Below are 21,053 nucleotides of genomic sequence, written 5' to 3' on the forward strand. Positions count from 1 at the left end.
GCAGGGCCGGCGCGACGACGTCAGTCCTGCAGGCGTGGCAGCAACAGGTCCTTCAGATCGATCAGCTTGCCATGGAAGAAATGTCCGCTTTCTGCCACCCGCAACAGCTCGTGCGGTCGTGCCAGGGACTCGCTCCAGGCATATACCGCGGCCGGCGTGACCACGTCGTCGTCCTCCGGCTGCACCACGGTCAGCGGGCAACGCGCAGGCAGGCTGACCGCGAAGCGTTCCACCGGCGGCGCGATCATGAACAGCCGCGCCAGCCCGACGCCCTGCGCTTCCAGGCGCCCCGCCAGATTGCCGGCGACGCAGGAGCCGAAGGAAAAGCCCATCAGTGTCAGCGGCAACCCCGGATGGCGTGCCAGCAACCAGCGCGCGGCGGCCTCGGCGTCGTCGATCTCGCCGATCCCCTCGCCATAGCTGCCAGCGCTCTGGCCAACGCCACGGAAGTTGAAACGCAGGGTCGCCAGGCCGGCATCGCGGGCGCTGCGTTGCAGAGTGGCGACCACCTTGTTCTGCATGGTGCCGGCGAACAGCGGGTGCGGATGGCAGACCAGGGCGATGCCGCGGGCATCGGGCAGATCGAGGTGCAGGGCTTCCAGCGGCCCGCAGGGGCCATCGATGGATACAGGGATTTCGCGGGTAGACAAACAGGAACTCCGTGACCCCGGCTCGGGTCGACTCGTCTAGCAGATTACTCCAAGCGACACAGGCACTTACTCGCGTGCCGTGGTATACAGCTCGGACTCAAGCCGTTAACGTAAAGCAAAGCCGTCTATAGAGGAAGGATTCGCGTGGAACAGTCGCTCACCGCCTGGCTGCTGCCGGCCCTCGCCCTGGTCGCCGGGGTCGCCATCGGTTTTCTGATCGCCCGCCTGCTGCCCAACGCCGCGCCGAACAAGGTGCAACGCCAGATGGACGACCTGCAGGACCGCTTCGACAGCTATCAGCGCGAAGTCGTGACCCATTTCAACACCACCGCCAGCCTCGTGAAGAAGCTGACCCAGAGCTACCAGGACGTGCAGGAGCACCTCTCCGACGGCGCCCAGCGCCTGGCCCTGGACGAACAGACCCGCCAGCGCCTGCTGGCTGCGCTGCATGCCGACGAGGCCTATCCGGCCGAGCGCCGCGAGCGCCTGACTCCGCCGGCCTCCGGCGAAGTGCCGAAGGACTATGCGCCGAAAAGCCCGGACAGCCCCGGCACCCTCGACGCCACCTACGGCCTGAAAGGCAAGTACTGACGCGCTGCGCGAACCTGCCGACGCCCATGAAAAAGCCCCGCATCCGCGGGGCTTTTTCATGGCTGCGAGACGATCAGATCGCCTGGCGCTCGCGCAACAGGTCGAGCACCTGCTTCACGCCGTCCTCGACGCTCAGCGCCTGGGTATCGATCACCAGGTCGGCATCCAGCGGCACGTCGTAGGGGAAGGACTCGCCGGGGATATTGTCCTCGCCCGCCGCATACAGCCCCTGTGGATCGCGTTCGCGGCAAACCTGCGGCGACGCCTGCACATAGACGGTGATCAGGCGCTCGGCGCCGATCAGCGCCCTGGCCTGCTCGCGCCCTTCCGCGCTCGGCGCGACGAAGGCGCAGAGGCTGATCAACCCGGCCTCGTTGAACTGCTTGGCGACATGGGCGGTGCGCAGCCAGTTCTCGGTGCGTCCGGCGCGGTCCTGCGGCAACCCCTTGTTCAGGTCGTGGCGCAGGTTCTGCCCGTCCAGCACGTAGACCGCGCGGCCCATATCGAACAGCTTGCGCTCCACGGCGTAGGCCAGGGTGCTCTTGCCGGCGCCGGAGAGGCCGCTGAACAGTATGGTCGCCGGCTGCTGGCCGAAGCGGCCGGCACGCTCCTCGCGCGTCACATGGGCATTCGAACTGTGATGAGCGCTGCTGCCATGGGCCGCCGACGGAGCGGAGATGATCATGCCGGCGCTAACGGTGCCGTTGGTCAGGCGATCGATGACGATGAAGGCGCCGGTGGTGCGGTTCTGCTCATAGCCATCGAGCGCGATGGGCGCGTCCAGGCTGACCTTGACCCTGGCGATCTCGTTCAGCTTCAGCTCGCTGCCCGGGGTCCGCTCCAGAGTATTCACGTCCACCTTGTGGACGATGCTCGGAATCGAACCCGGCACATAGCTGGTAGCGCGCTTGATATCGTACTTCTTGCCCGGAAGCATCGGCTCCTCGGCCATCCACACCAGCATGGCATCGAAGCCGTCGGTGACCAGCGGGCGATTGTCGGCATGCACCAGCATGTCGCCGCGGGAAACGTCGATCTCGTCTTCCAGGGTCAGGGTGACGGCCTGGCCGGGACCGGCCTGCTCCAGTTCGCCCTCGAAGGTGACGATGGATTTCACCTTGCTGCCCTTGCCCGACGGCAATGCCACCACTTCGTCGCCCTTGCGCACCACGCCGCTGGCCAGGGTGCCGGCGAAACCGCGGAAGTTCAGGTTCGGCCGGTTCACGTACTGCACCGGGAAGCGCATGTCATCGAGGTTGCGGTCGGCGGCGATCTCGACGGTTTCGAGGATTTCCATCAGCGACTGGCCGGCGTACCAGGGCGAACGCTCGGACTTGTTGACCACGTTGTCGCCCTTGAGCGCCGACATCGGCACGAAGTGCAGCGAACTGGTCTTCAGACCGATCTTCTCGGCAAAGGCCAGGTAGTCGGCCTTGATCTGTTCGAAGACACCCTGGTCGAAGTCCTTCAGGTCCATCTTGTTGATGGCGACCACGATATGCCGGATACCCAGCAGGGACGCGATGAAACTGTGCCGGCGGGTTTGGGTCTGCACACCGTAGCGGGCATCGATCAGGATGATCGCCAGGTCGCAGGTCGAGGCACCGGTAGCCATGTTGCGGGTGTACTGCTCATGGCCGGGCGTGTCGGCGATGATGAACTTGCGCTTGGCGGTGCTGAAGTAGCGGTACGCCACATCGATAGTGATGCCCTGCTCGCGCTCGGCCTGCAGGCCATCGACCAGCAGCGCCAGGTCGACGTCGTCGCCCGTGGTGCCGACTTTCTTCGAGTCGCGGGTGATGGCCTCCAGGTGATCCTCGTAGATCATCTTGGAGTCGTGCAGCAGGCGCCCGATCAGGGTGCTCTTGCCGTCATCGACGTTGCCGCAGGTAAGGAAGCGCAGCAGTTCCTTGCGTTCGTGCTGCCCCAGGTAGGCGAGGATGTCCTCGCTGATCAGATCGGATTGATGAGACATGCTGCGTATCCTCAGAAATAGCCCTGACGTTTCTTTTCTTCCATCGAACCGGCCTGGTCATGGTCGATGACCCGACCCTGGCGTTCGGAAGTACGCGTCAGGAGCATTTCCTGGATGATTTCCGGCAGCGTGGTGGCGCTGGACTCGACCGCGCCGGTGAGCGGGTAGCAGCCGAGGGTACGGAAGCGCACCATGCGCTTCTCGATGCGGGCTTTCTCTTCGTCAGAGAGATGCTCGAGGATGCGCTCGTCGTCGATCATGATCAGCGTGCCGTTCTTCTCGATGACCTCGCGCTCGGCGGCGAAGTACAGCGGGACGATCGGGATGCCTTCCAGGTAGATGTATTGCCAGATGTCCAGCTCGGTCCAGTTGGACAGCGGGAAGACGCGGATCGACTCGCCCTTCTTCACCTTGCCGTTGTAGATGTTCCACAACTCGGGACGCTGGTTCTTCGGGTCCCAGCGGTGCTTGCTGTCGCGGAACGAATAGACCCGTTCCTTGGCCCGCGACTTCTCCTCGTCGCGGCGCGCGCCGCCGAAGGCAGCGTCGAAACCGTACTTGTCCAGGGCCTGCTTGAGTCCCTCGGTCTTCATCACGTCGGTGTGCTTGGCGCTGCCGTGGGTGAACGGGTTGATGCCCTGGGCGACGCCGTCCGGGTTGACGTGGGTGATCAGGTCCAGGCCCATTTCCTCGACCATCCGATCGCGGAACCTGTACATCTCCTGGAATTTCCAGCGGGTGTCCACGTGCATCACCGGGAAGGGCAGCTTGCCGGGGAAGAAGGCCTTGCGGGCCAGGTGCAGCATGACCGCGGAATCCTTGCCGATCGAGTACAGCATCACCGGGTTATCGAACTCGGCGGCCACCTCGCGGATGATGTGGATGCTTTCCGCCTCCAGCTGTTTCAGGTGCGTCAGTTTGTCGACCATGGCTACTCACGGAATTGCTTATGGACGGCCGTCGGGCCGTAGACGAACGCGCACTCTATCACAGCGCAAGGCTCTAAAAGATTCGCCATTTATACCGAAAAAATATACCCATATAGCCATCAGCGCTCAGCCTCGCAGCCGGCGAAAACACTGGCGTCGAGAGGTTTTCCAGGGGCGTTTCGCAGACCGGGCGGACAAAGCTGAGACGGCATCGTCCCGGACCGGACAAAGCCGTCGCCGCGACAGCGAGCAGACGGTCCGCCCCCTTTCGGCGGCTCGACTTGTACGCCGGCGGCACTGCGCTAGCATAGCGGGCATCGTCATTCCGCCAAGAAGCCCCCAGATGCGCCGTACCGCCCTCGCCCTGCCCCTGTTCCTTCTGGTCTCAGCATGCAGCAGCGAACCGACGCCACCACCGAAACCCGCCGCCAAACCCCAGGCTCGCACCGTCATTTCACCCCGCCCCGTACGCCAGTCGGTGCAACCGATACTGCCGCTGCGCGGCGATTACGCGAACAATCCGGCGGCACAGCGCTTCATCGACAGGATGGTCAGCCAGCACGGCTTCAACCGCCAGCAACTGCACGATCTGTTCGCCCAGACCCAGCGCCTGGACTGGGTGATCCGCCTGATGGACCGGCAAGCCCCGACCTATACCCCACCCAGCGGACCGAACGGCGCCTGGCTGCGCTACCGGAAGAAGTTCGTCACGCCAGGCAACGTACAGAACGGCGTGCTGTTCTGGGACCAATACGAAACCGACCTGCAACGGGCATCGCGCGTCTACGGCGTGCCGCCGGAGATCATCGTCGGCATCATCGGCGTGGAAACCCGCTGGGGGCGTGTGATGGGCAAGACGCGGATCATCGATGCGCTGTCCACCCTGTCCTTCTCCTACCCTCGCCGCGCGGAATTCTTCAGCGGCGAACTGGAGCAATTCCTCCTCCAGGCGCGCAAGGAAGGCACCGACCCGCTGGCCCTGCGCGGTTCCTATGCCGGCGCCATGGGCTACGGCCAGTTCATGCCGTCTTCATTCACCAAGTACGCGGTGGACTTCGATGGCGATGGGCATATCGACCTGTGGAATCCGCGTGACGCCATCGGCAGCGTCGCCAACTATTTCAAGCAGCACGGCTGGGTCAGCGGCGATCGCGTGGCGGTTCCCGCCAGTGGCCGGGCTCCCTCGCTGGAAGATGGCTTCAAGACGCTGTACCCGCTGGACGTGCTCGCTTCCGCCGGATTACGCCCGCAGGGTCCGCTCGGCGGCCACCGGCAAGCCAGCCTGCTGCGCCTGGACATGGGCAGGAACTACCAGTACTGGTACGGCCTGCCGAACTTCTACGTGATCACCCGCTATAACCACAGCACCCACTACGCGATGGCCGTCTGGGAACTGGGCAAGGAAGTCGACCGGGTGCGTCACCGCTCCGTCGTCAGGCAGGATTAGGACAGTCGATGAACAAGTGCTCGATGGCGAAGCGCTTGCCCAGGTAGTCGCCCAGCGCCTGTACCCCGTAGCGCTCGGTGGCATGGTGTCCGGCGGCGATGAAGCTGATGCCGTTCTCCCGCGCGCTGTGCACGGTCTGCTCGGAAACCTCGCCGGTCAGGTAGGCATCGACGCCAGCGGCGATCGCCTGGTCGATATAGCCCTGGGCGCCGCCGGTGCACCAGGCGATGCGCCGGATCGGCTGACCGGCATCGACCAGCAGCGGCTCACGCCCCAGCGCATCGCGCACATGCCGAGCGAAATCGGCAGGCTGCATCGGCTCGGCAAGCGAACCGAGGAGGACGATGGAACGCGGGTTGCCCGGCTCCAACGGCCCTTCCACTTCGAAGCCGAGCTGCCGGGCGAGCTGCACGTTGTTGCCCACCTCCGGATGCAGATCCAGCGGCAGGTGGTAAGCGAGCAGACTGATATCGTTGTTCAGCAGGGTCTTCAGGCGCCGTTGCTTCATGCCGACCACGCAGGGGTTCTCACCCTTCCAGAAGTAACCGTGATGCACCAGCACCACGTCGGCGTCGGCCTCCACGGCGGCATCCAGCAGCGCCTGGCTGGCAGTGACCCCGCTGACGATCCGCCGCACCTGCGGCCGGCCTTCGACCTGCAGGCCGTTCGGGCAGTAGTCCTGGATGCGCGCGGCATCCAGATAACGGTCGGCCTCTTCGACCAGGGTGCTCAGGGCGATAGCCATGCAAATTCCTCTTCATTCAGGCAGGGCGCGCCGCTCCTCTAATGGACGGCTTCCCCCTATAATGGGCGCCACCTTATCGGCCGCTTTTCGGCCTCGCAACCCCAAGGATTTTCCCGATGCCCAAGGCCCTGCGTTTCCTCGGCTGGCCCGTGCTGGTCGGCGTGCTGCTGGCCCTGCTGATCATCCAGCACAACCCCGAGCTGGTCGGCCTGCCACGCCAGGAGGTGCACGTCGAGCAGGCGCCTCTGCTCAGCCGCCTGCAGGAAGGCCCGGTGTCCTATGCCAACGCGGTGAGTCGAGCGGCTCCGGCAGTGGCCAACCTGTACACCACCAAGATGGTCAGCAAGCCCTCCCACCCCCTGTTCGACGACCCGATGTTCCGCCGCTTCTTCGGCGACAACCTGCCGCAACAGAAGCGCATGGAGTCGAGCCTCGGCTCGGCGGTGATCATGAGCGCGGAAGGCTACCTGCTGACCAACAACCACGTGACCGCTGGCGCCGACCAGATCATCGTGGCCTTGCGCGACGGCCGCGAAACCATCGCCCAGTTGGTCGGCAGCGACCCGGAAACCGACCTGGCCGTGCTGAAGATCGACCTTAAGAACCTGCCGGCGATGACCCTCGGCCGCTCCGACGGCATTCGCACCGGCGACGTCTGCCTCGCCATCGGCAACCCGTTCGGCGTCGGCCAGACCGTGACCATGGGCATCATCAGCGCCACCGGACGCAACCAGCTCGGCCTGAACACCTACGAAGACTTCATCCAGACCGACGCGGCGATCAACCCCGGCAACTCCGGCGGCGCGCTGGTGGACGCTGCCGGCAACCTGATCGGCATCAACACGGCGATCTTCTCCAAGTCCGGCGGCTCCCAGGGTATCGGCTTCGCCATCCCGACCAAGCTGGCCCTGGAGGTCATGCAGTCGATCATCGAGCACGGCCAGGTGATCCGCGGCTGGCTCGGCGTCGAGGTCAAGGCGCTGACCCCGGAACTGGCGGAGTCGCTGGGCCTCGGCGAAACCGCCGGGATCGTCGTCGCCGGCGTCTATCGCGACGGCCCGGCGGCGCGCGGCGGCCTGCTGCCGGGCGACGTGATCCTGACCATCGACAAGCAGGAAGCCAGCGACGGCCGCCGCTCGATGAACCAGGTGGCGCGCACCCGTCCGGGACAGAAGATCAGCATCGTGGTGCTGCGCAACGGACAGAAGGTCAACCTGACCGCCGAGGTCGGCCTGCGTCCGCCGCCGGCACCGGCTCCACAGCAGAAACAGGACGGCGGCGAGTGATCCCCGCCATTGAAAACGGCGCCCTCGGGCGCCGTTTTCGTATCACTTGAGGAAGTGCAGGGCGTCCAGTAGCGCCTGGTTCTGCTCCGGACTGCCGATGGTGATACGCAGGAACTGGTCGATCCGCGCCTGCTTGAAATGGCGGACGATCACTCCCTGCTCGCGCAGGGTCGAGGCAATCTGCCCGGCATCGTGCCGCGGATGACGGGCGAAGACGAAGTTGGCGGCCGACGGTAGTACCTCGAAGCCCAGCGCCTGCAAAGAGGCGCTCAACGCCTCGCGGCTATCGATCACTGCCTGGCAGGTCCGACGGAAATAAGCGTCGTCCTCGAAAGCCGCCGCCGCGCCGGCGATCGCCAGGCGATCCAGCGGGTAGGAATTGAAGCTGTTCTTGATCCGCTCCAGCGCCTCGACCAGATCGGCATGGCCGACCGCCAGGCCGACCCGCAGGCCGGCCAGGGAGCGCGACTTGGACAGCGTCTGGGTGACCAGCAGGTTCGGGTAGCGATCGACCAGGGCGATGGCGCTCTCGCCGCCGAAGTCGACATAGGCCTCGTCGACTACCACCACCGAATCCGGCGACGCCTTCAGCATCGCTTCGATGGCGTCCAGCGGCAGCAGGCAGCCGGTCGGCGCGTTCGGATTGGGGAAGATGATTCCGCCGTTGGGCCGCGCGTAGTCTTCGACGCGGATGCGGAACCTTTCATCCAGCGCGATCTTCTCGTGCGCGATCCCGTACAGGCCGCAATAGACCGGATAGAAGCTGTAGGTCACGTCCGGAAACAGCAGCGGCAGGTCGTGTTGGAAGAGGCCATGGAAAATGTGCGCGAGCACCTCGTCGGAGCCGTTGCCGACGAACACCTGGTTGGCCTGTACGCCGTAGTGCGCGGCGACCGCCTGCTTCAACCGCTCGCCGTTGGGATCGGGATACAGGCGCAGGTCGTCGTTGAGTTCCGCCTGCATCGCGGCGAGCGCCTGTGGCGACGGACCGTAGGGATTCTCGTTGGTGTTCAGCTTGACCAGCCGCGACAGCTTCGGCTGCTCGCCCGGCACATAAGGCACCAGGTCCTTGACGAAGGGACTCCAGAATTTGCTCATGCTCAGGCCTCCTTCTCGTCGAGGATGCGGTATTCGGCACTACGCGCGTGGGCGGTCAACGACTCGCCGCGAGCCAGCACCGAGGCGGTACGACCGAGGACCGAAGCGCCCTCGGCCGAGCAGTTGATGATCGACGAACGCTTCTGGAAGTCATATACCCCCAGCGGCGAAGAGAAACGCGCGGTACCGGAGGTCGGCAGCACGTGGTTCGGGCCGGCGCAATAGTCGCCCAGGGCCTCGGCAGTGTAGCGGCCCATGAAGATCGCGCCGGCATGGCGGATCTCCGGCAGCCAGCTTTCCGGATCGGCCACCGACAGCTCCAGGTGTTCCGGGGCGATGCGGTTGGCGACCGCACAGGCCTGGGCCTGGTCGGCGACCTGGATCAGCGCGCCGCGCCCCTCCAGGGAGGTGCGGATGATCTCGGCGCGCTCCATGGTCGGCAGCAGGCGAGCGATGCTGTCCGCGACGCGGTCCAGGAACGCCGCGTCCGGACTGACCAGGATCGACTGGGCGTCTTCGTCGTGTTCGGCCTGGGAGAACAGGTCCATGGCGATCCAGTCGGGATCGGTCTGGCCGTCGCAGACCACGAGGATTTCCGAGGGACCGGCGATCATGTCGATGCCGACCTGGCCGAACACGTGACGCTTGGCGGTGGCCACGTAGATGTTGCCGGGGCCGACGATCTTGTCCACCCGCGGCACGCTTTCGGTGCCGTAGGCCAACGCGGCCACGGCCTGTGCCCCGCCGATGGTGAAGACACGGTCGACGCCGGCGATGCAGGCGGCGGCGAGGACGATCTCGTTGATCTCGCCGCGCGGGGTCGGTACGACCATGACCACTTCGGACACCCCGGCGACCTTGGCCGGGATCGCATTCATCAGCACCGAGGACGGGTAGGACGCCTTGCCGCCCGGCACATAGAGCCCGGCGCGGTCCAGCGGGGTGACCTGCTGGCCGAGCACCGTGCCGTCGGCCTCGGTGTAGCGCCAGGAACCCTGCTTCTGCTTCTCGTGGTAGCTGCGCACGCGCTCGGCGGCGACTTCCAGGGCTTCGCGCTGGGCTACGGTGATACGTGTGAGAGCCAGCTCCAGGCGCTCGCGCGGCAGGATCAGGTCGGCCATCGAGGCGGCCTGGAGACCGTCGAAGCGCTGGGTGAACTCGACCACGGCGGCGTCGCCACGGCTGCGTACGGCGGCGATGATGTCGAGGACGCGCTGGTTGACCGAATCGTCGGAGACACTTTCCCAGCTCAGCAGATGATCCAGATGACGCCCGAAGTCCGGATCAGCGGCATTGAGTCGACGGATAGCGAAGGGAGCGGTCATAGCGAGCCTCTTTTATGGATGGCGTTGTCTCGGGCGCCGCTAGACTACCAAGCCCACCGTGCGGGCACCCGAGAAAATTTGGCTATGACACGGATAGGCAGGTGCGGCGCGGAGCCGCACGGGTATCAGTGACGGTGTCGCGCCTCGACGGCGTCGCGCAGGGTATCGATCAGCGACTGGATGCGACCGTGCTGCATCTTCATCGAGGCCTTGTTGACCACCAGGCGCGAGCTGATCGTGGCGATCAGTTCCTGGGGCTCCAGGCCGTTGGCGCGCAGGGTATTGCCGGTATCCACGACGTCAATGATCTTGTCGGCGAGACCGACCAGCGGCGCCAGCTCCATCGAGCCGTACAGCTTGATCACGTCGACCTGGCGGCCCTGCTCGGCGTAGTAGCGCTTGGCGACATTGACGAACTTGGTGGCCACCCGCAGGCGTCCCTTGGGTTCAGGCGCGCCAATGGCGCCGGCGGTCATCAGCTTGCAGTTGGCGATACGCAGGTCCAGCGGTTCGTAGAGTCCCTGGCCGCCGTACTCCATCAGCACGTCCTTGCCGGCCACGCCGAGATCGGCGGCGCCATGCTCGACATAGGTCGGCACGTCGGTGGCGCGCACGATGAGCAGGCGCACATCGGACAGGGACGTCGGGATGATCAGCTTGCGGCTCTTGTCCGGGTTCTCCGACGGTACGATGCCCGCCGCTGCGAGCAGCGGCAGGGTATCGTCGAGAATCCGGCCCTTGGACAAGGCGATGGTCAGCATTTGCGCGACAGCCTCCGCTAGCCCGGTACGCGGCGGATCTTGGCGCCGAGCAGCTGGAGTTTCTCTTCGATGCACTCGTAGCCACGGTCGATGTGGTAGATGCGATCGATCAGGGTGTCGCCTTCGGCCACCAGGCCGGCGATCACCAGGCTCGCGGATGCGCGCAGGTCGGTCGCCATGACCGGAGCGCCCTTGAGCTTGGGTACGCCGGTGACGATGGCGGTGTTGCCTTCGACGAGGATTTGCGCGCCCATGCGGTTCATTTCGTAAACATGCATGAAGCGGTTCTCGAAGACCGTCTCGATGACCGCGCCGGTGCCTTCGGCTACCGCGTTCATGGAGATGAACTGGGCCTGCATGTCGGTGGGGAACGCCGGGTACGGCGCGGTACGCACGTTGACCGCCTTCGGCCGGTTGCCCTTCATGTCCAGCTCGATCCAGTTGCTGCCGGTGCTGATGTGGGCACCGGCCTCTTCCAGCTTCTGCAGGACCGCCTCGAGGATGGTCGGGTCGGTATCCTTCAGCTTCACCCGGCCACCGGTCGCGGCCGCGGCCACCAGGTAGGTGCCGGTCTCGATACGGTCGGGCAGTACGTCGTAGCGAGCACCGCCGAGGCGCTTCACGCCTTCGATGACGATGGTATCGGAGCCAGCGCCCTGGACGTTGGCGCCCATGGCGTTCAGGCAGTTGGCCAGGTCGACCACCTCCGGCTCGCGAGCGGCGTTCTGCAGCACGGTACGGCCGTTGGCCAGCGCGGCGGCCATCATCAGGTTCTCGGTGCCGGTCACGCTGACGGTATCGAAGAAGAAGTGACCGCCACGCAGGCCGCCGGCCGGCGCCTTGGCCTTGATGTAGCCGCCTTCGACCTCGATCTGCGCGCCCATGGCCTCGAGACCGCGGATATGCAGGTCGACCGGACGCGAACCGATCGCGCAACCGCCCGGCAGGGCCACTTCGGCCTCGCCGAAGCGCGCCAGCATCGGGCCCAGCACCAGGATCGAGGCACGCATGGTCTTCACCAGTTCATACGGCGCGACCAGGGTCTTGATGCTGCTGGCATCGACTTCGACGTTGAGCTTCTCGTCGATGATCGGCTGCACGCCCATGCGGCCGAACAGTTCGATCATGGTGGTAATGTCGTGCAGGTGCGGCAGGTTGCAGACGGTGACCGGAGTATCGGCCAGCAGGGTCGCGGCCAGGATCGGCAGCGCCGAGTTCTTCGCGCCGGAAATGCGGATTTCGCCATCGAGGCGGTTACCGCCGGTAATAATCAGTTTATCCATTGCAATGATCCCCCGTGGGCTCAGGAACGCTCGGCCCAGGCGGCGCGGCTGAAGAATTTCATGGTGACGGCATGGATGCTGCCATCGGCGATCCAGGCGTTCAAATGGGCGTAGACCTGCTGCTGACGCTTGACCGGGCTCTGGCCGGCCAGTTCGTCGCTGATCAGATTCAGTTGGAAATTGCACCCTTCGCCCTCGACTTCCACCTGGGTGCCGGGGAGTTTTTCCTGGAGAAGGCTCTTAACGTCTTCGGCCTGCATGCTCAACCTCAATCGGGCGCCCTACGCGCACGGTCGGCCATCATACAAAAAAGCCCTCCGCCTGCGAACCCCAGGAAGGGACGCGCAGACGGAGGGCCGCTCGTTCCGCCGGCCGGTCATTCCTGCAAAGGCAGGATCTCCAGAAGGCTGCTGACCTTGGCAATCTCCCGCATGTCGTCCGGCAACGCCCTGACGCTCAGGACCTTGCCGGCCTTGCGTGCGTCGCGCATGAAGGCCAGCAACAGGGAAATGCCCACGCTGCTGGAGCGCTCCACCGCCGAGCAGTCGACGACCAGTTCCGCCGCCTGGCTGGCGCGAATCAGCCGACCGCCCTGCTCGCGCAACGCCGGCCCGCTGCTGTAGTCGAGCACGCCGGCGAGCTGCAGTTCGCCGGCCGCGCCTTCGCGCAGGCTGGCCTGGCTCATTTCGCCCCGGCCTCTTCCGCTTTCGCGGTTTCCTTGGCCTTGGCGACCACCTCGCCCCAGCCGGCGATGGTCTTCTCGAGGTCGTTGCGGTTCTTCTGCATGGTGTCGGCGAACTGGTCGCGGAACAGCTTGCCGATGTTGATGCCGTTGATGATCACGTTGCGGACCTTCCAGCCACCGGCCAGGTTGGTCATGGTGTAGGAGACCGGATAGACCGTGCCCTTGCTGTCACGGATCTCCATGTTGACGCTGGCGCGATCGTCGCTCGGCTTGGCCGAACTAGGCAGCACGCGGATGTCCTGGTTGTCGTATTCGAGCAGCGCGTTGCCGTAGAACTGCATCAGGCTGTTCTTGAACACTTCCTCGAAGCGCTTGATTTGCTCGGGTGAGGCCTGGCGCGAGTACTTGACGGTCATCACGCTCTTGGCGATGCCTTCGGCATCGACCACCGGCCCAAGGATACGATCGAGAGTGGCGTAGAGCTTTTGCGGATCGGCCTTGTAGGCGGCCTTGTTGGCCTTGATGTCGGAAAGCAGTTCGTCGACCGTGCCCTGCACCACCTGTTGCGGGGTCGGCGCCGCCATGGAAAGCAGCGGGAAAGCCGCCAGGAACACCAGCAGGCCGCGACGCAGAAGAGTCAGCATGGAAGAAAACCTCACTTTTTGGCTTCGTCTTTGTTAACCGAGTTCAGCAGGAACTTGCCGATCAGGTCTTCCAGCACCAGCGCCGACTGGGTGTCGTGGATGGTGCTGCCGTCCTTCAGAACGTCCTCGTCGCCGCCGACGCTGATGCCGATGTATTTCTCGCCCAGCAGGCCGGCGGTCAGGATCGACGCCGTGGAATCGACCGGCAGGTTGTTCACGTTCTGGTTGATCTCCATGGTCACGCGACCAGTGTAGCTGTCGCGATCCAGGTCGACCGCCGTCACCTTGCCGATCGTCACGCCGGCCAGGGTGACCTTGCCGCGCACGGTAACACCGGCGATGTTGTCGAAGTAGGCGTAGACCTTGTAGGTATCACCGGCGTTGCCCACGCTCAGGCCGCTGACCCGCAGGGCCAGCAGCAACAGGGCCAGCAGGCCGGCCAGGAGGAACAGGCCGACACCGATTTCCAGGGTGCGGGTTTGCATTCAGAAATCTCCAAACATCAAAGCAGTCAGAATGAAGTCGAGCCCCAGCACCGCCAGGGAGGCATAGACCACGGTCCGGGTCGTCGCCCGGCTGATTCCTTCCGAGGTCGGCTCGCAGTCGTAGCCTTGGTAGACCGCGATCCAGGTCACCACGAAGGCGAATACGATACTTTTGATCACGCCGTTGAGCACATCCTCGGTGAACTGCACGCTGTTCTGCATGTTCGCCCAGAACGACCCCTCGTATACGCCCAGCCAGTCGACCGCGACCATCGCCCCACCCCAGATGCCGACCACGCTGAAGATCGCGGCGAGCAGCGGCATGGAGATGAAACCGGCCCACAGGCGCGGCGCGACGATGTACTTGAGCGGGTCGACACCGATCATTTCCAGGCTGGAAAGCTGTTCGGTGGCCTTCATGTTGCCGATTTCCGCGGTAAGCGCAGAGCCGGCACGGCCGGCGAACAGCAGGCCGGTCACCACCGGCCCCAGTTCGCGCAGCAGGGTCAGGGCCACCATCTGCCCGACCGCCTGCTCGGAACCATAGGAAATCAGGATGTTGTAGCCCTGCAGGGCCAGCACCATGCCAATGAACAGGCCCGAGACGACGATGATCGCCAGCGACAGCACGCCTACCGAGTAGAGTTGCTTCACCAGCAGGTGCAAACCGGTGCCTGGCGTGCGCCGGCCGAGCAGGGCGTGGCCGAGGAACAGGGTCGAGCGGCCGAGCGCGGCGACCACGTCCAGGCCGGCGCGGCCGAACAGCCGGATACGTTCGAGGGGAGAGACTCTACGCATCAGCGCTCTCCCAGCAGGTCGGCCCGGTAGTCGCGGGCCGGATAATGGAACGGAACGGGACCATCCGGGATTCCCTTGACGAACTGGCGGATACGAGGATCGTCGGTTTCCTTGAGGACGTCCGGCGTCCCGTGGCCAAGTACCCGGCCGTCGCCGACGATATAGATGTAGTCGGCGATGCTGGCGGTCTCGGCCAGGTCATGGGAAACCACGATGCTGGTGATGCCGAGGGCATCATTGAGCAGGCGGATCAGGCGCACCAGGACGCCCATGGCGATCGGATCCTGCCCCACGAACGGCTCGTCGTAGAGCAGGATCTGCGGGTCCAGGGCGATCGCCCGGGCCAGGGCGACGCGGCGCTTCATGCCGCCGGAAAGCTCGTCCGGCATCAGTTCCACGGCGCCGCGCAGGCCGACGGCCTGAAGCTTCATCAGGACGATGTCGCGGATCATCTCTTCCGGCAGCTGGGTATGCACGCGCAGCGGAAACGCGACGTTCTCGAAGACGTCGAGATCGGTGAACAGCGCCCCGCTCTGGAACAGCACGCCGAACTGCTTGCGCATGTCGAACAGGTCGCCGCGCGAAAGCTGCGGCAGGTTCTGCCCGTTGACCCAGACCTCCCCCTTCGAAGGACGCAACTGGGAGGCGATCAGCCGCAGCAACGTGGTCTTGCCGCAACCGGACGGGCCCATGATGCCGGTCACCTTTCCGCGCGGGATACGCACATCGATGTTGTCGAAAATCGCCCGCGATCCGCGCTTGAAGGTCAGGCCCTTCAACTCGACCGCGTAGGCACTATCGGTGCTCATCAGGACTCCTTGCGATGCGACCCGTCCATGCTGGACGCCTTGCCCCGTTGCAAAGGCACGCATCCCGGAGGGGTCGAATGGGCGCGGACTATAGCACTGCGGCGGGTTCTGGCCCAAGGCCTGGCACCGTGCCGTTCAGCTTGGATTCAGCTTGTTCGGAGCGTTCTCTCAGCCCTTTAGGACATATCGCACACTTCAGGTTCACTACGGACAGAAAAAAATCGCGTCGACGTCGAATATATCGACATTTATGCAGTCATAGCGCGGAGTGCAGATAACGGCGGCGTAACAGAGCATTGCAGTCCATACAACATTGCGCCGCGGGGGATGCGGACCGACTTCACAGCATGGCTGGTGTAAGCGGGACACGCTTTCCCGTTATAATCCCGCCTTTAATCCAGGCGCCACATTCGTTGAACATGAGCCAGAACCTCGATTTCATCCATTCCGCCCAGCGCACCATCGGCCTCGAGCGCGACGCGGTAGACAGCCTGCTGGCGCGGATTGGCGACGATTTCGTCAAGGCCTGCGAGCTGCTGCTGGCCGGCAAGGGCCGGGTCGTCGTCGTCGGCATGGGCAAGTCCGGTCACATCGGCAAGAAGATCGCCGCTACCCTGGCCAGCACCGGCACCCCCTCCTTCTTCGTGCATCCGGCCGAGGCCAGCCACGGCGACATGGGCATGATCACCAAGGACGACGTGGTCCTCGCCCTGTCCAACTCCGGCTCGACTGCCGAAATCGTCACCCTGTTGCCTCTGATCAAGCGCCTGGGCATCACCCTGATCAGCATGACCGGCAACCCCGAGTCGCCCCTGGCCAAGGCTGCGGAAGTGAACCTGGACGCCAGTGTCGGCCAGGAAGCCTGTCCACTGAACCTGGCCCCGACCTCCTCCACCACCGTAACCCTGGTCCTCGGCGACGCCCTGGCGATCGCCCTGCTCGAAGCTCGCGGCTTTACCGCGGAAGACTTCGCCTTCTCGCACCCGGGCGGTGCGCTGGGCCGCCGACTGCTGCTGAAGGTGGAAGACGTCATGCACGTGGGCGAAGGGCTGCCGCAGGTGCTGCTCGGCACCTCGCTGACCGGCGCGCTGATGGAAATGACCCGCAAGGGCCTGGGCATGACCGTAGTGCTCGACGAACACGGCAAGCTTGCCGGCATTTTCACCGATGGCGACCTGCGTCGCGCCCTGGATCGGGGCATCGACGTCCGCCAGGTCACCATCGACCAGGTGATGACCGTCCACGGCAAGACCGTCCGCGCCGAAATTCTCGCCGCGGAAGCCCTGAAGATCATGGAAGACAACAAGATCGGCGCACTGGTGGTGGTCGACGCGGACGACCGTCCGGTCGGCGCCCTGAACATGCACGACCTGTTGCGCGCAGGAGTGATGTAATGAGCGATACCCATTCGGCCGCGGAACTCCCGGTCCGGGCCCGCCGGATACGCCTGGCGATCTTCGACGTCGACGGCGTGCTGACCGACGGCAAGCTGTATTTCCTCGTCGACGGCAGCGAGCTCAAGACCTTCAACACCCTGGACGGACATGGCATCAAGATGCTCATCGCCTCCGGCGTGCGCACCGCCATCATCACCGGCCGCGACACTCCGGTGGTCGAACGGCGCGCGCGCAACCTGGGCATCCAGCACCTCTATCAGGGCCGGGAAGACAAGCTCGCCGTCCTCGACGAACTTCTCGGCGAACTCGGACTAGGCTATGAGCAAGTCGCCTACCTTGGCGACGACCTGCCCGATCTGCCGGTGATCCGCCGCGTCGGCCTGGGCATGGCGGTAGCCAGTGCCGACCCGTTCGTGCGCCAGCATGCCCATGGCGTCACCGCGGCCCGCGGCGGCGAAGGCGCCGCCCGCGAGTTCTGCGAACTGATCATGCGCGCCCAGGGTACGCTCGAAGCCGCCCAGGGCGCCTATCTGTAGAGCCGACCATGCCGAAGACACTACGCCAGAAACTGCTGCTCGCCCTGATCGCCCTGTTGCTGATCGTCGCGGGCTACTACTGGAACGTCGGGCTCGAGCTGTTCAACGAACAGCCGACCCGCCCCGGCCAGGACAACACCATCGACTACTATGCCGAGAATGCCCATAGCCTCCAGTACCAGGAGGACGGCAGCCTCGACTACGAGATGACCGCGGTGAAGCTGGAGCACCAGAAAGCCACGGACATCACTTTCGTCACCACCCCCGACCTGCTGCTCTTCCGTGGCAACGTGCAACCCTGGCACATCCAGAGCGCCCGCGCCGAAGTCGGACCGAAAGGCAAGGAGGTCGAACTCATCGACGACGTGCGCGTCGCACGTACCGATGCCAAGGGCCAACCAAGCATCCTGACCACCACTCGGCTGACCGTATTCCCCGACAAGAATTATGCACAGACCGAGCAAGCCGTTAAAATCGACGCGGCCAATGGAGTGACGACGGCTGTTGGAATGAAAGCGTATCTGAAAGACAGCCGGATGCACCTGCTGTCCAACGTAAGAGGTCAGCATGAGGTTCGTTAATACCCTCCCCCTTATTTTCGGTCTGACTGCCGCCCTCGGCAGCTCCATGGCCTTGGCCCTGCCTTCGGACCGCGAACAACCGATCCGCGTCCAGGCCGACAGCGCCGAACTGGACGACAAGCAGGGCGTCGCGGTCTACCGCGGCGACGTCGTGGTGACCCAGGGCAGCACCAAGCTGACCGGCAACACCGTGACCCTGAAGCAGGACAAGAACGGCGACATCGAGGTCGTGACCTCGGTCGGCAAGCCTGCCTACTACGAGCAGAAACCCGCTCCGGACAAGGACGTGACCAAGGCCTATGGCCTGACCATCCAGTACTTCGTCACGCAGAACCGGGTCGTGCTGATCGACCAGGCCAAGGTGATCCAGGAAGGCAACACCTTCGAAGGCGAGAAGATCGTCTACGACACCCAGCGCCAGATCGTCAACGCGGGTCGTGCCACCGGCTCCCAGGTGACCAGCCCGCGCCCGCGCATCGACATGGTCATCCAGCCGAAGAAAAAGGCCCAGTAATGGCAACGCTCAAAGCCCAGCACCTGGCCAAAAGCTATAAAGGCCGGCAAGTCGTCCGCGACGTCAGCATGTCCATCGATAGCGGGCAGATCGTCGGCCTGCTCGGTCCGAACGGTGCCGGCAAGACCACCTGCTTCTACATGATCGTCGGCCTGGTCCAGGCCGACCAGGGCGTGGTCCGCATCGACGAGCAGAACGTCACCCACCTGCCGATGCACGGGCGCGCCCGGGCCGGCATCGGCTACCTGCCGCAGGAAGCCTCGATCTTCCGCAAGCTGTCGGTATCCGACAACATCATGGCGATCCTCGAGACCCGCAGCGACCTCGATCGCAACGGTCGCAAGGAAGCCCTGGAAGGCCTGCTGCAGGAATTCCACATCCACCACATCCGCGACAACCTCGGCATGAGCCTGTCCGGCGGCGAACGACGCCGGGTGGAAATCGCCCGCGCCCTGGCCAGCGCGCCGAAATTCATCCTCCTCGACGAGCCCTTCGCCGGCGTGGACCCGATCTCGGTCGGCGACATCAAGCAGATCATCCATCACCTCAAGGCGAAGGGTATCGGCATCCTCATCACCGACCACAACGTCCGCGAGACCCTGGACATCTGTGAAACGGCGTATATCGTCAATGATGGGCAGTTGATCGCGGAAGGGGATGCCGAGAGCATCCTCGCCAACGACCTGGTCAAGGAAGTCTACCTGGGGCACGAGTTCCGCCTCTGAAGAAATCTCCTAGCGCGCCCTCCGGCCTCGCCGGAGCGGTTCCGCTCGCCCGCGGTTTCGCAACCACGAGTGCCGCCTGGAGCGGATGATTTATTCAGAGCAACCCTAGGCAAAGTACGAAAATTCAGGCATATAATTTGCTTCCTGGCGGTGCCGCCACCTCGGCACCCGTAGTAGTGGATGGTGCCATCCGGTACCAGCGAATAAGGTACTAAGCCCTCAGCCATGAAACCATCGCTAGTCCTCAAGATGGGCCAGCAGCTGACGATGACGCCGCAGCTGCAACAGGCCATACGCCTCCTCCAGCTATCCACCCTGGACCTCCAGCAGGAAATCCAGGAAGCGCTGGAATCCAATCCCATGCTCGAACGCCAGGAAGACGGCGACGATTTCGACAACAGCGACCCTCTCGCCGATGGCGCCGAACAGGCGGCCAGCGCGCCCCAGGAGAGCCCTCTCCAGGAAAGCGCCACGCCCAGCGTCGAAAGCCTCGACGACGACCAGTGGAGCGAACGCATACCCAGCGAGTTGCCGGTGGATACCGCCTGGGAAGACATCTACCAGACCAGCGCCAGCAGCCTGCCCAGCAACGACGATGACGAATGGGACTTCACCGCGCGCACCAGCAGCGGCGAGAGCCTGCACAGCCACCTGCTCTGGCAGGTCAACCTGGCACCGATGTCGGACACCGATCGGATGATCGCGGTGACCATCATCGATAGCATCAACAACGATGGCTACCTCGAAGAGTCCCTCGAAGAAATCCTCGCCGCCATCGATCCGGAACTGGACGTCGAGCTCGACGAAGTGGAAGTCGTGCTGCGCCGCATCCAGCAACTGGAACCCGCCGGCATCGGCGCCCGCAACCTGCGCGAGTGCCTGCTGCTGCAACTGCGCCAGTTGCCGTCCACCACGCCCTGGCTGAACGAAGCGCTGCGCCTGGTATCCGACTACCTCGACCTGCTCGGCGGCCGCGACTACAGCCAATTGATGCGGCGCATGAAGCTCAAGGAAGACGAACTGCGCCAGGTCATCGAGCTGATCCAGTGCCTGCATCCCCGGCCCGGTTCGCAGATCGAATCGAGCGAAGCCGAATACATCGTCCCCGACGTCATCGTGCGCAAGGACAACGAGCGCTGGCTGGTCGAGCTGAACCAGGAGGCGATGCCACGCCTGCGCGTCAACGCCACCTACGCCGGCATGGTCCGCCGCGCCGACAGCAGCGCCGACAATACCTTCATGCGCAACCAGTTGCAGGAAGCCCGCTGGTTCATCAAGAGCCTGCAGAGCCGCAACGAAACGCTGATGAAGGTCGCCACCCAGATCGTCGAGCACCAGCGCGGTTTCCTCGACTACGGCGAAGAAGCCATGAAGCCGCTGGTCCTGCACGACATCGCCGAAGCGGTGGGCATGCACGAATCGACCATTTCGCGGGTCACCACGCAGAAATACATGCATACGCCGCGCGGCATTTTCGAGCTGAAATATTTCTTTTCAAGTCACGTCAGTACCGCCGAAGGCGGGGAATGCTCGTCCACCGCGATCCGCGCGATCATCAAGAAACTGGTGGCCGCGGAAAATGCGAAAAAGCCATTGAGCGACAGCAAGATCGCTGGTTTACTGGAGGCACAGGGCATTCAAGTGGCTCGCCGCACCGTCGCCAAATACCGCGAATCCCTGGGCATAGCCCCTTCGAGCGAGCGCAAGCGACTGGTGTGACGTTGATCCACGCCAAGGTGTTCCGGAGGCAGGTTGCTAACCTGCCACTTACACACGGGCAACAAGGAGA

Annotated in this window: 23 protein-coding genes; 9 read left to right on the forward strand and 14 right to left on the reverse strand. The window is 64.4% G+C overall.

Annotated features, from left to right (window positions below; all coding sequences use genetic code 11):
* Positions 1-20 precede the first annotated feature (20 nt).
* Positions 21-650 carry an alpha/beta hydrolase gene (locus LJF27_RS13440; RefSeq protein WP_003098823.1) on the reverse strand — a complete coding sequence of 210 codons (630 nt, stop codon included), beginning with the start codon at positions 648-650 and terminating at the stop codon, positions 21-23.
* A gap of 144 nt (positions 651-794) precedes the next feature.
* Here LJF27_RS13440 and LJF27_RS13445 point away from each other — a divergent pair, with 144 nt between their 5' ends.
* A complete protein-coding gene (locus LJF27_RS13445) occupies positions 795-1,241 on the forward strand; it encodes a YhcB family protein (RefSeq protein ID WP_003094304.1) in 447 nt (148 codons plus the stop codon).
* Positions 1,242-1,314: 73 nt separating this feature from the next.
* Here LJF27_RS13445 and cysN read toward each other — a convergent pair whose 3' ends face one another.
* Entirely contained in the window at positions 1,315-3,216 is a 1,902-nt protein-coding gene (cysN, locus tag LJF27_RS13450; protein ID WP_023116752.1) for a sulfate adenylyltransferase subunit CysN, read from the reverse strand.
* An 11-nt stretch (positions 3,217-3,227) separates the two neighbouring features.
* Positions 3,228-4,145: a sulfate adenylyltransferase subunit CysD gene (gene cysD, locus LJF27_RS13455; RefSeq protein WP_003094311.1), complete on the reverse strand. Its 918-nt coding sequence runs from the start codon at positions 4,143-4,145 to the stop codon at positions 3,228-3,230.
* Between the two features lie 343 nt (positions 4,146-4,488).
* Here cysD and mltB point away from each other — a divergent pair, with 343 nt between their 5' ends.
* Positions 4,489-5,592 carry a lytic murein transglycosylase B gene (mltB, locus tag LJF27_RS13460; RefSeq protein WP_003116214.1) on the forward strand — a complete coding sequence of 368 codons (1,104 nt, stop codon included), beginning with the start codon at positions 4,489-4,491 and terminating at the stop codon, positions 5,590-5,592.
* On the opposite strand, the gene LJF27_RS13465 is transcribed toward mltB, so the two are convergent.
* Positions 5,579-6,337 carry a Nif3-like dinuclear metal center hexameric protein gene (locus LJF27_RS13465; protein WP_003094318.1) on the reverse strand — a complete coding sequence of 253 codons (759 nt, stop codon included), beginning with the start codon at positions 6,335-6,337 and terminating at the stop codon, positions 5,579-5,581. The genes mltB and LJF27_RS13465 overlap by 14 nt on opposite strands.
* A gap of 116 nt (positions 6,338-6,453) precedes the next feature.
* Here LJF27_RS13465 and algW point away from each other — a divergent pair, with 116 nt between their 5' ends.
* Positions 6,454-7,623, forward strand: coding sequence for a Do family serine endopeptidase AlgW (gene algW, locus LJF27_RS13470; protein WP_003098831.1), 1,170 nt, complete (start codon positions 6,454-6,456; stop codon positions 7,621-7,623).
* A 42-nt stretch (positions 7,624-7,665) separates the two neighbouring features.
* Here the strand turns inward: algW and hisC are convergent, their stop codons facing one another.
* The 10 genes from hisC to LJF27_RS13520 all read right to left on the reverse strand — a co-directional run bounded on the left by hisC (position 7,666) and on the right by LJF27_RS13520 (position 15,511).
* Positions 7,666-8,721 (reverse strand): histidinol-phosphate transaminase, encoded by a 1,056-nt coding sequence (hisC, locus tag LJF27_RS13475; protein ID WP_003098833.1) that lies wholly within the window; start codon positions 8,719-8,721, stop codon positions 7,666-7,668.
* 2 nt (positions 8,722-8,723) lie between these two features.
* Positions 8,724-10,046 carry a histidinol dehydrogenase gene (hisD, locus tag LJF27_RS13480; RefSeq protein WP_003094326.1) on the reverse strand — a complete coding sequence of 441 codons (1,323 nt, stop codon included), beginning with the start codon at positions 10,044-10,046 and terminating at the stop codon, positions 8,724-8,726.
* 125 nt (positions 10,047-10,171) lie between these two features.
* On the reverse strand, positions 10,172-10,807 hold the full coding sequence (gene hisG, locus LJF27_RS13485; protein WP_003098837.1) for an ATP phosphoribosyltransferase: 636 nt from the start codon (positions 10,805-10,807) through the stop codon (positions 10,172-10,174).
* Positions 10,808-10,824: 17 nt separating this feature from the next.
* On the reverse strand, positions 10,825-12,090 hold the full coding sequence (gene murA, locus LJF27_RS13490; RefSeq protein WP_003094332.1) for a UDP-N-acetylglucosamine 1-carboxyvinyltransferase: 1,266 nt from the start codon (positions 12,088-12,090) through the stop codon (positions 10,825-10,827).
* A 20-nt stretch (positions 12,091-12,110) separates the two neighbouring features.
* Complete coding sequence (locus LJF27_RS13495; protein ID WP_003094334.1) at positions 12,111-12,350, reverse strand: BolA family protein; 240 nt, start codon at positions 12,348-12,350, stop codon at positions 12,111-12,113.
* Positions 12,351-12,466: 116 nt separating this feature from the next.
* Complete coding sequence (locus LJF27_RS13500; protein ID WP_003094335.1) at positions 12,467-12,775, reverse strand: STAS domain-containing protein; 309 nt, start codon at positions 12,773-12,775, stop codon at positions 12,467-12,469.
* A complete protein-coding gene (locus LJF27_RS13505; protein WP_003094337.1) occupies positions 12,772-13,419 on the reverse strand; it encodes an MlaC/ttg2D family ABC transporter substrate-binding protein in 648 nt (215 codons plus the stop codon). Before LJF27_RS13505 ends, LJF27_RS13500 begins: the two co-directional genes overlap by 4 nt.
* Positions 13,420-13,430: 11 nt before the next feature.
* Positions 13,431-13,904 (reverse strand): outer membrane lipid asymmetry maintenance protein MlaD, encoded by a 474-nt coding sequence (mlaD, locus tag LJF27_RS13510; protein WP_003094339.1) that lies wholly within the window; start codon positions 13,902-13,904, stop codon positions 13,431-13,433.
* A complete protein-coding gene (mlaE, locus tag LJF27_RS13515; protein ID WP_003094341.1) occupies positions 13,905-14,702 on the reverse strand; it encodes a lipid asymmetry maintenance ABC transporter permease subunit MlaE in 798 nt (265 codons plus the stop codon).
* Entirely contained in the window at positions 14,702-15,511 is an 810-nt protein-coding gene (locus LJF27_RS13520; protein WP_003094343.1) for an ABC transporter ATP-binding protein, read from the reverse strand. The genes mlaE and LJF27_RS13520 overlap by 1 nt, the downstream gene beginning before the upstream one ends.
* 413 nt (positions 15,512-15,924) lie before the next feature.
* On the opposite strand from LJF27_RS13520, the gene kdsD reads away from it, so the two are divergent.
* The 6 genes from kdsD to LJF27_RS13550 all read left to right on the forward strand — a co-directional run bounded on the left by kdsD (position 15,925) and on the right by LJF27_RS13550 (position 20,983).
* On the forward strand, positions 15,925-16,905 hold the full coding sequence (kdsD, locus tag LJF27_RS13525; protein WP_003094347.1) for an arabinose-5-phosphate isomerase KdsD: 981 nt from the start codon (positions 15,925-15,927) through the stop codon (positions 16,903-16,905).
* Positions 16,905-17,444, forward strand: a complete 540-nt coding sequence (locus LJF27_RS13530) for a KdsC family phosphatase (protein WP_016253872.1) — start codon at positions 16,905-16,907, stop codon at positions 17,442-17,444. The genes kdsD and LJF27_RS13530 overlap by 1 nt, the downstream gene beginning before the upstream one ends.
* Positions 17,445-17,452: 8 nt before the next feature.
* Positions 17,453-18,025: an LPS export ABC transporter periplasmic protein LptC gene (gene lptC, locus LJF27_RS13535; RefSeq protein ID WP_003094353.1), complete on the forward strand. Its 573-nt coding sequence runs from the start codon at positions 17,453-17,455 to the stop codon at positions 18,023-18,025.
* Positions 18,012-18,539: a lipopolysaccharide transport periplasmic protein LptA gene (gene lptA / locus LJF27_RS13540; RefSeq protein WP_003120916.1), complete on the forward strand. Its 528-nt coding sequence runs from the start codon at positions 18,012-18,014 to the stop codon at positions 18,537-18,539. Before lptC ends, lptA begins: the two co-directional genes overlap by 14 nt.
* Positions 18,539-19,264 (forward strand): LPS export ABC transporter ATP-binding protein, encoded by a 726-nt coding sequence (lptB, locus tag LJF27_RS13545; RefSeq protein ID WP_003094355.1) that lies wholly within the window; start codon positions 18,539-18,541, stop codon positions 19,262-19,264. The genes lptA and lptB overlap by 1 nt, the downstream gene beginning before the upstream one ends.
* Positions 19,265-19,489: 225 nt before the next feature.
* The gene (locus LJF27_RS13550; RefSeq protein WP_003094357.1) at positions 19,490-20,983 is read left to right on the forward strand and encodes an RNA polymerase factor sigma-54; all 1,494 of its coding nucleotides are present in this window, start codon (positions 19,490-19,492) and stop codon (positions 20,981-20,983) included.
* Positions 20,984-21,053 lie beyond the last annotated feature (70 nt).

It is taken from the genome of Pseudomonas sp. 203-8, assembly GCF_020708595.1.
Classification (GTDB): Bacteria; Pseudomonadota; Gammaproteobacteria; order Pseudomonadales; family Pseudomonadaceae; genus Pseudomonas; species Pseudomonas aeruginosa.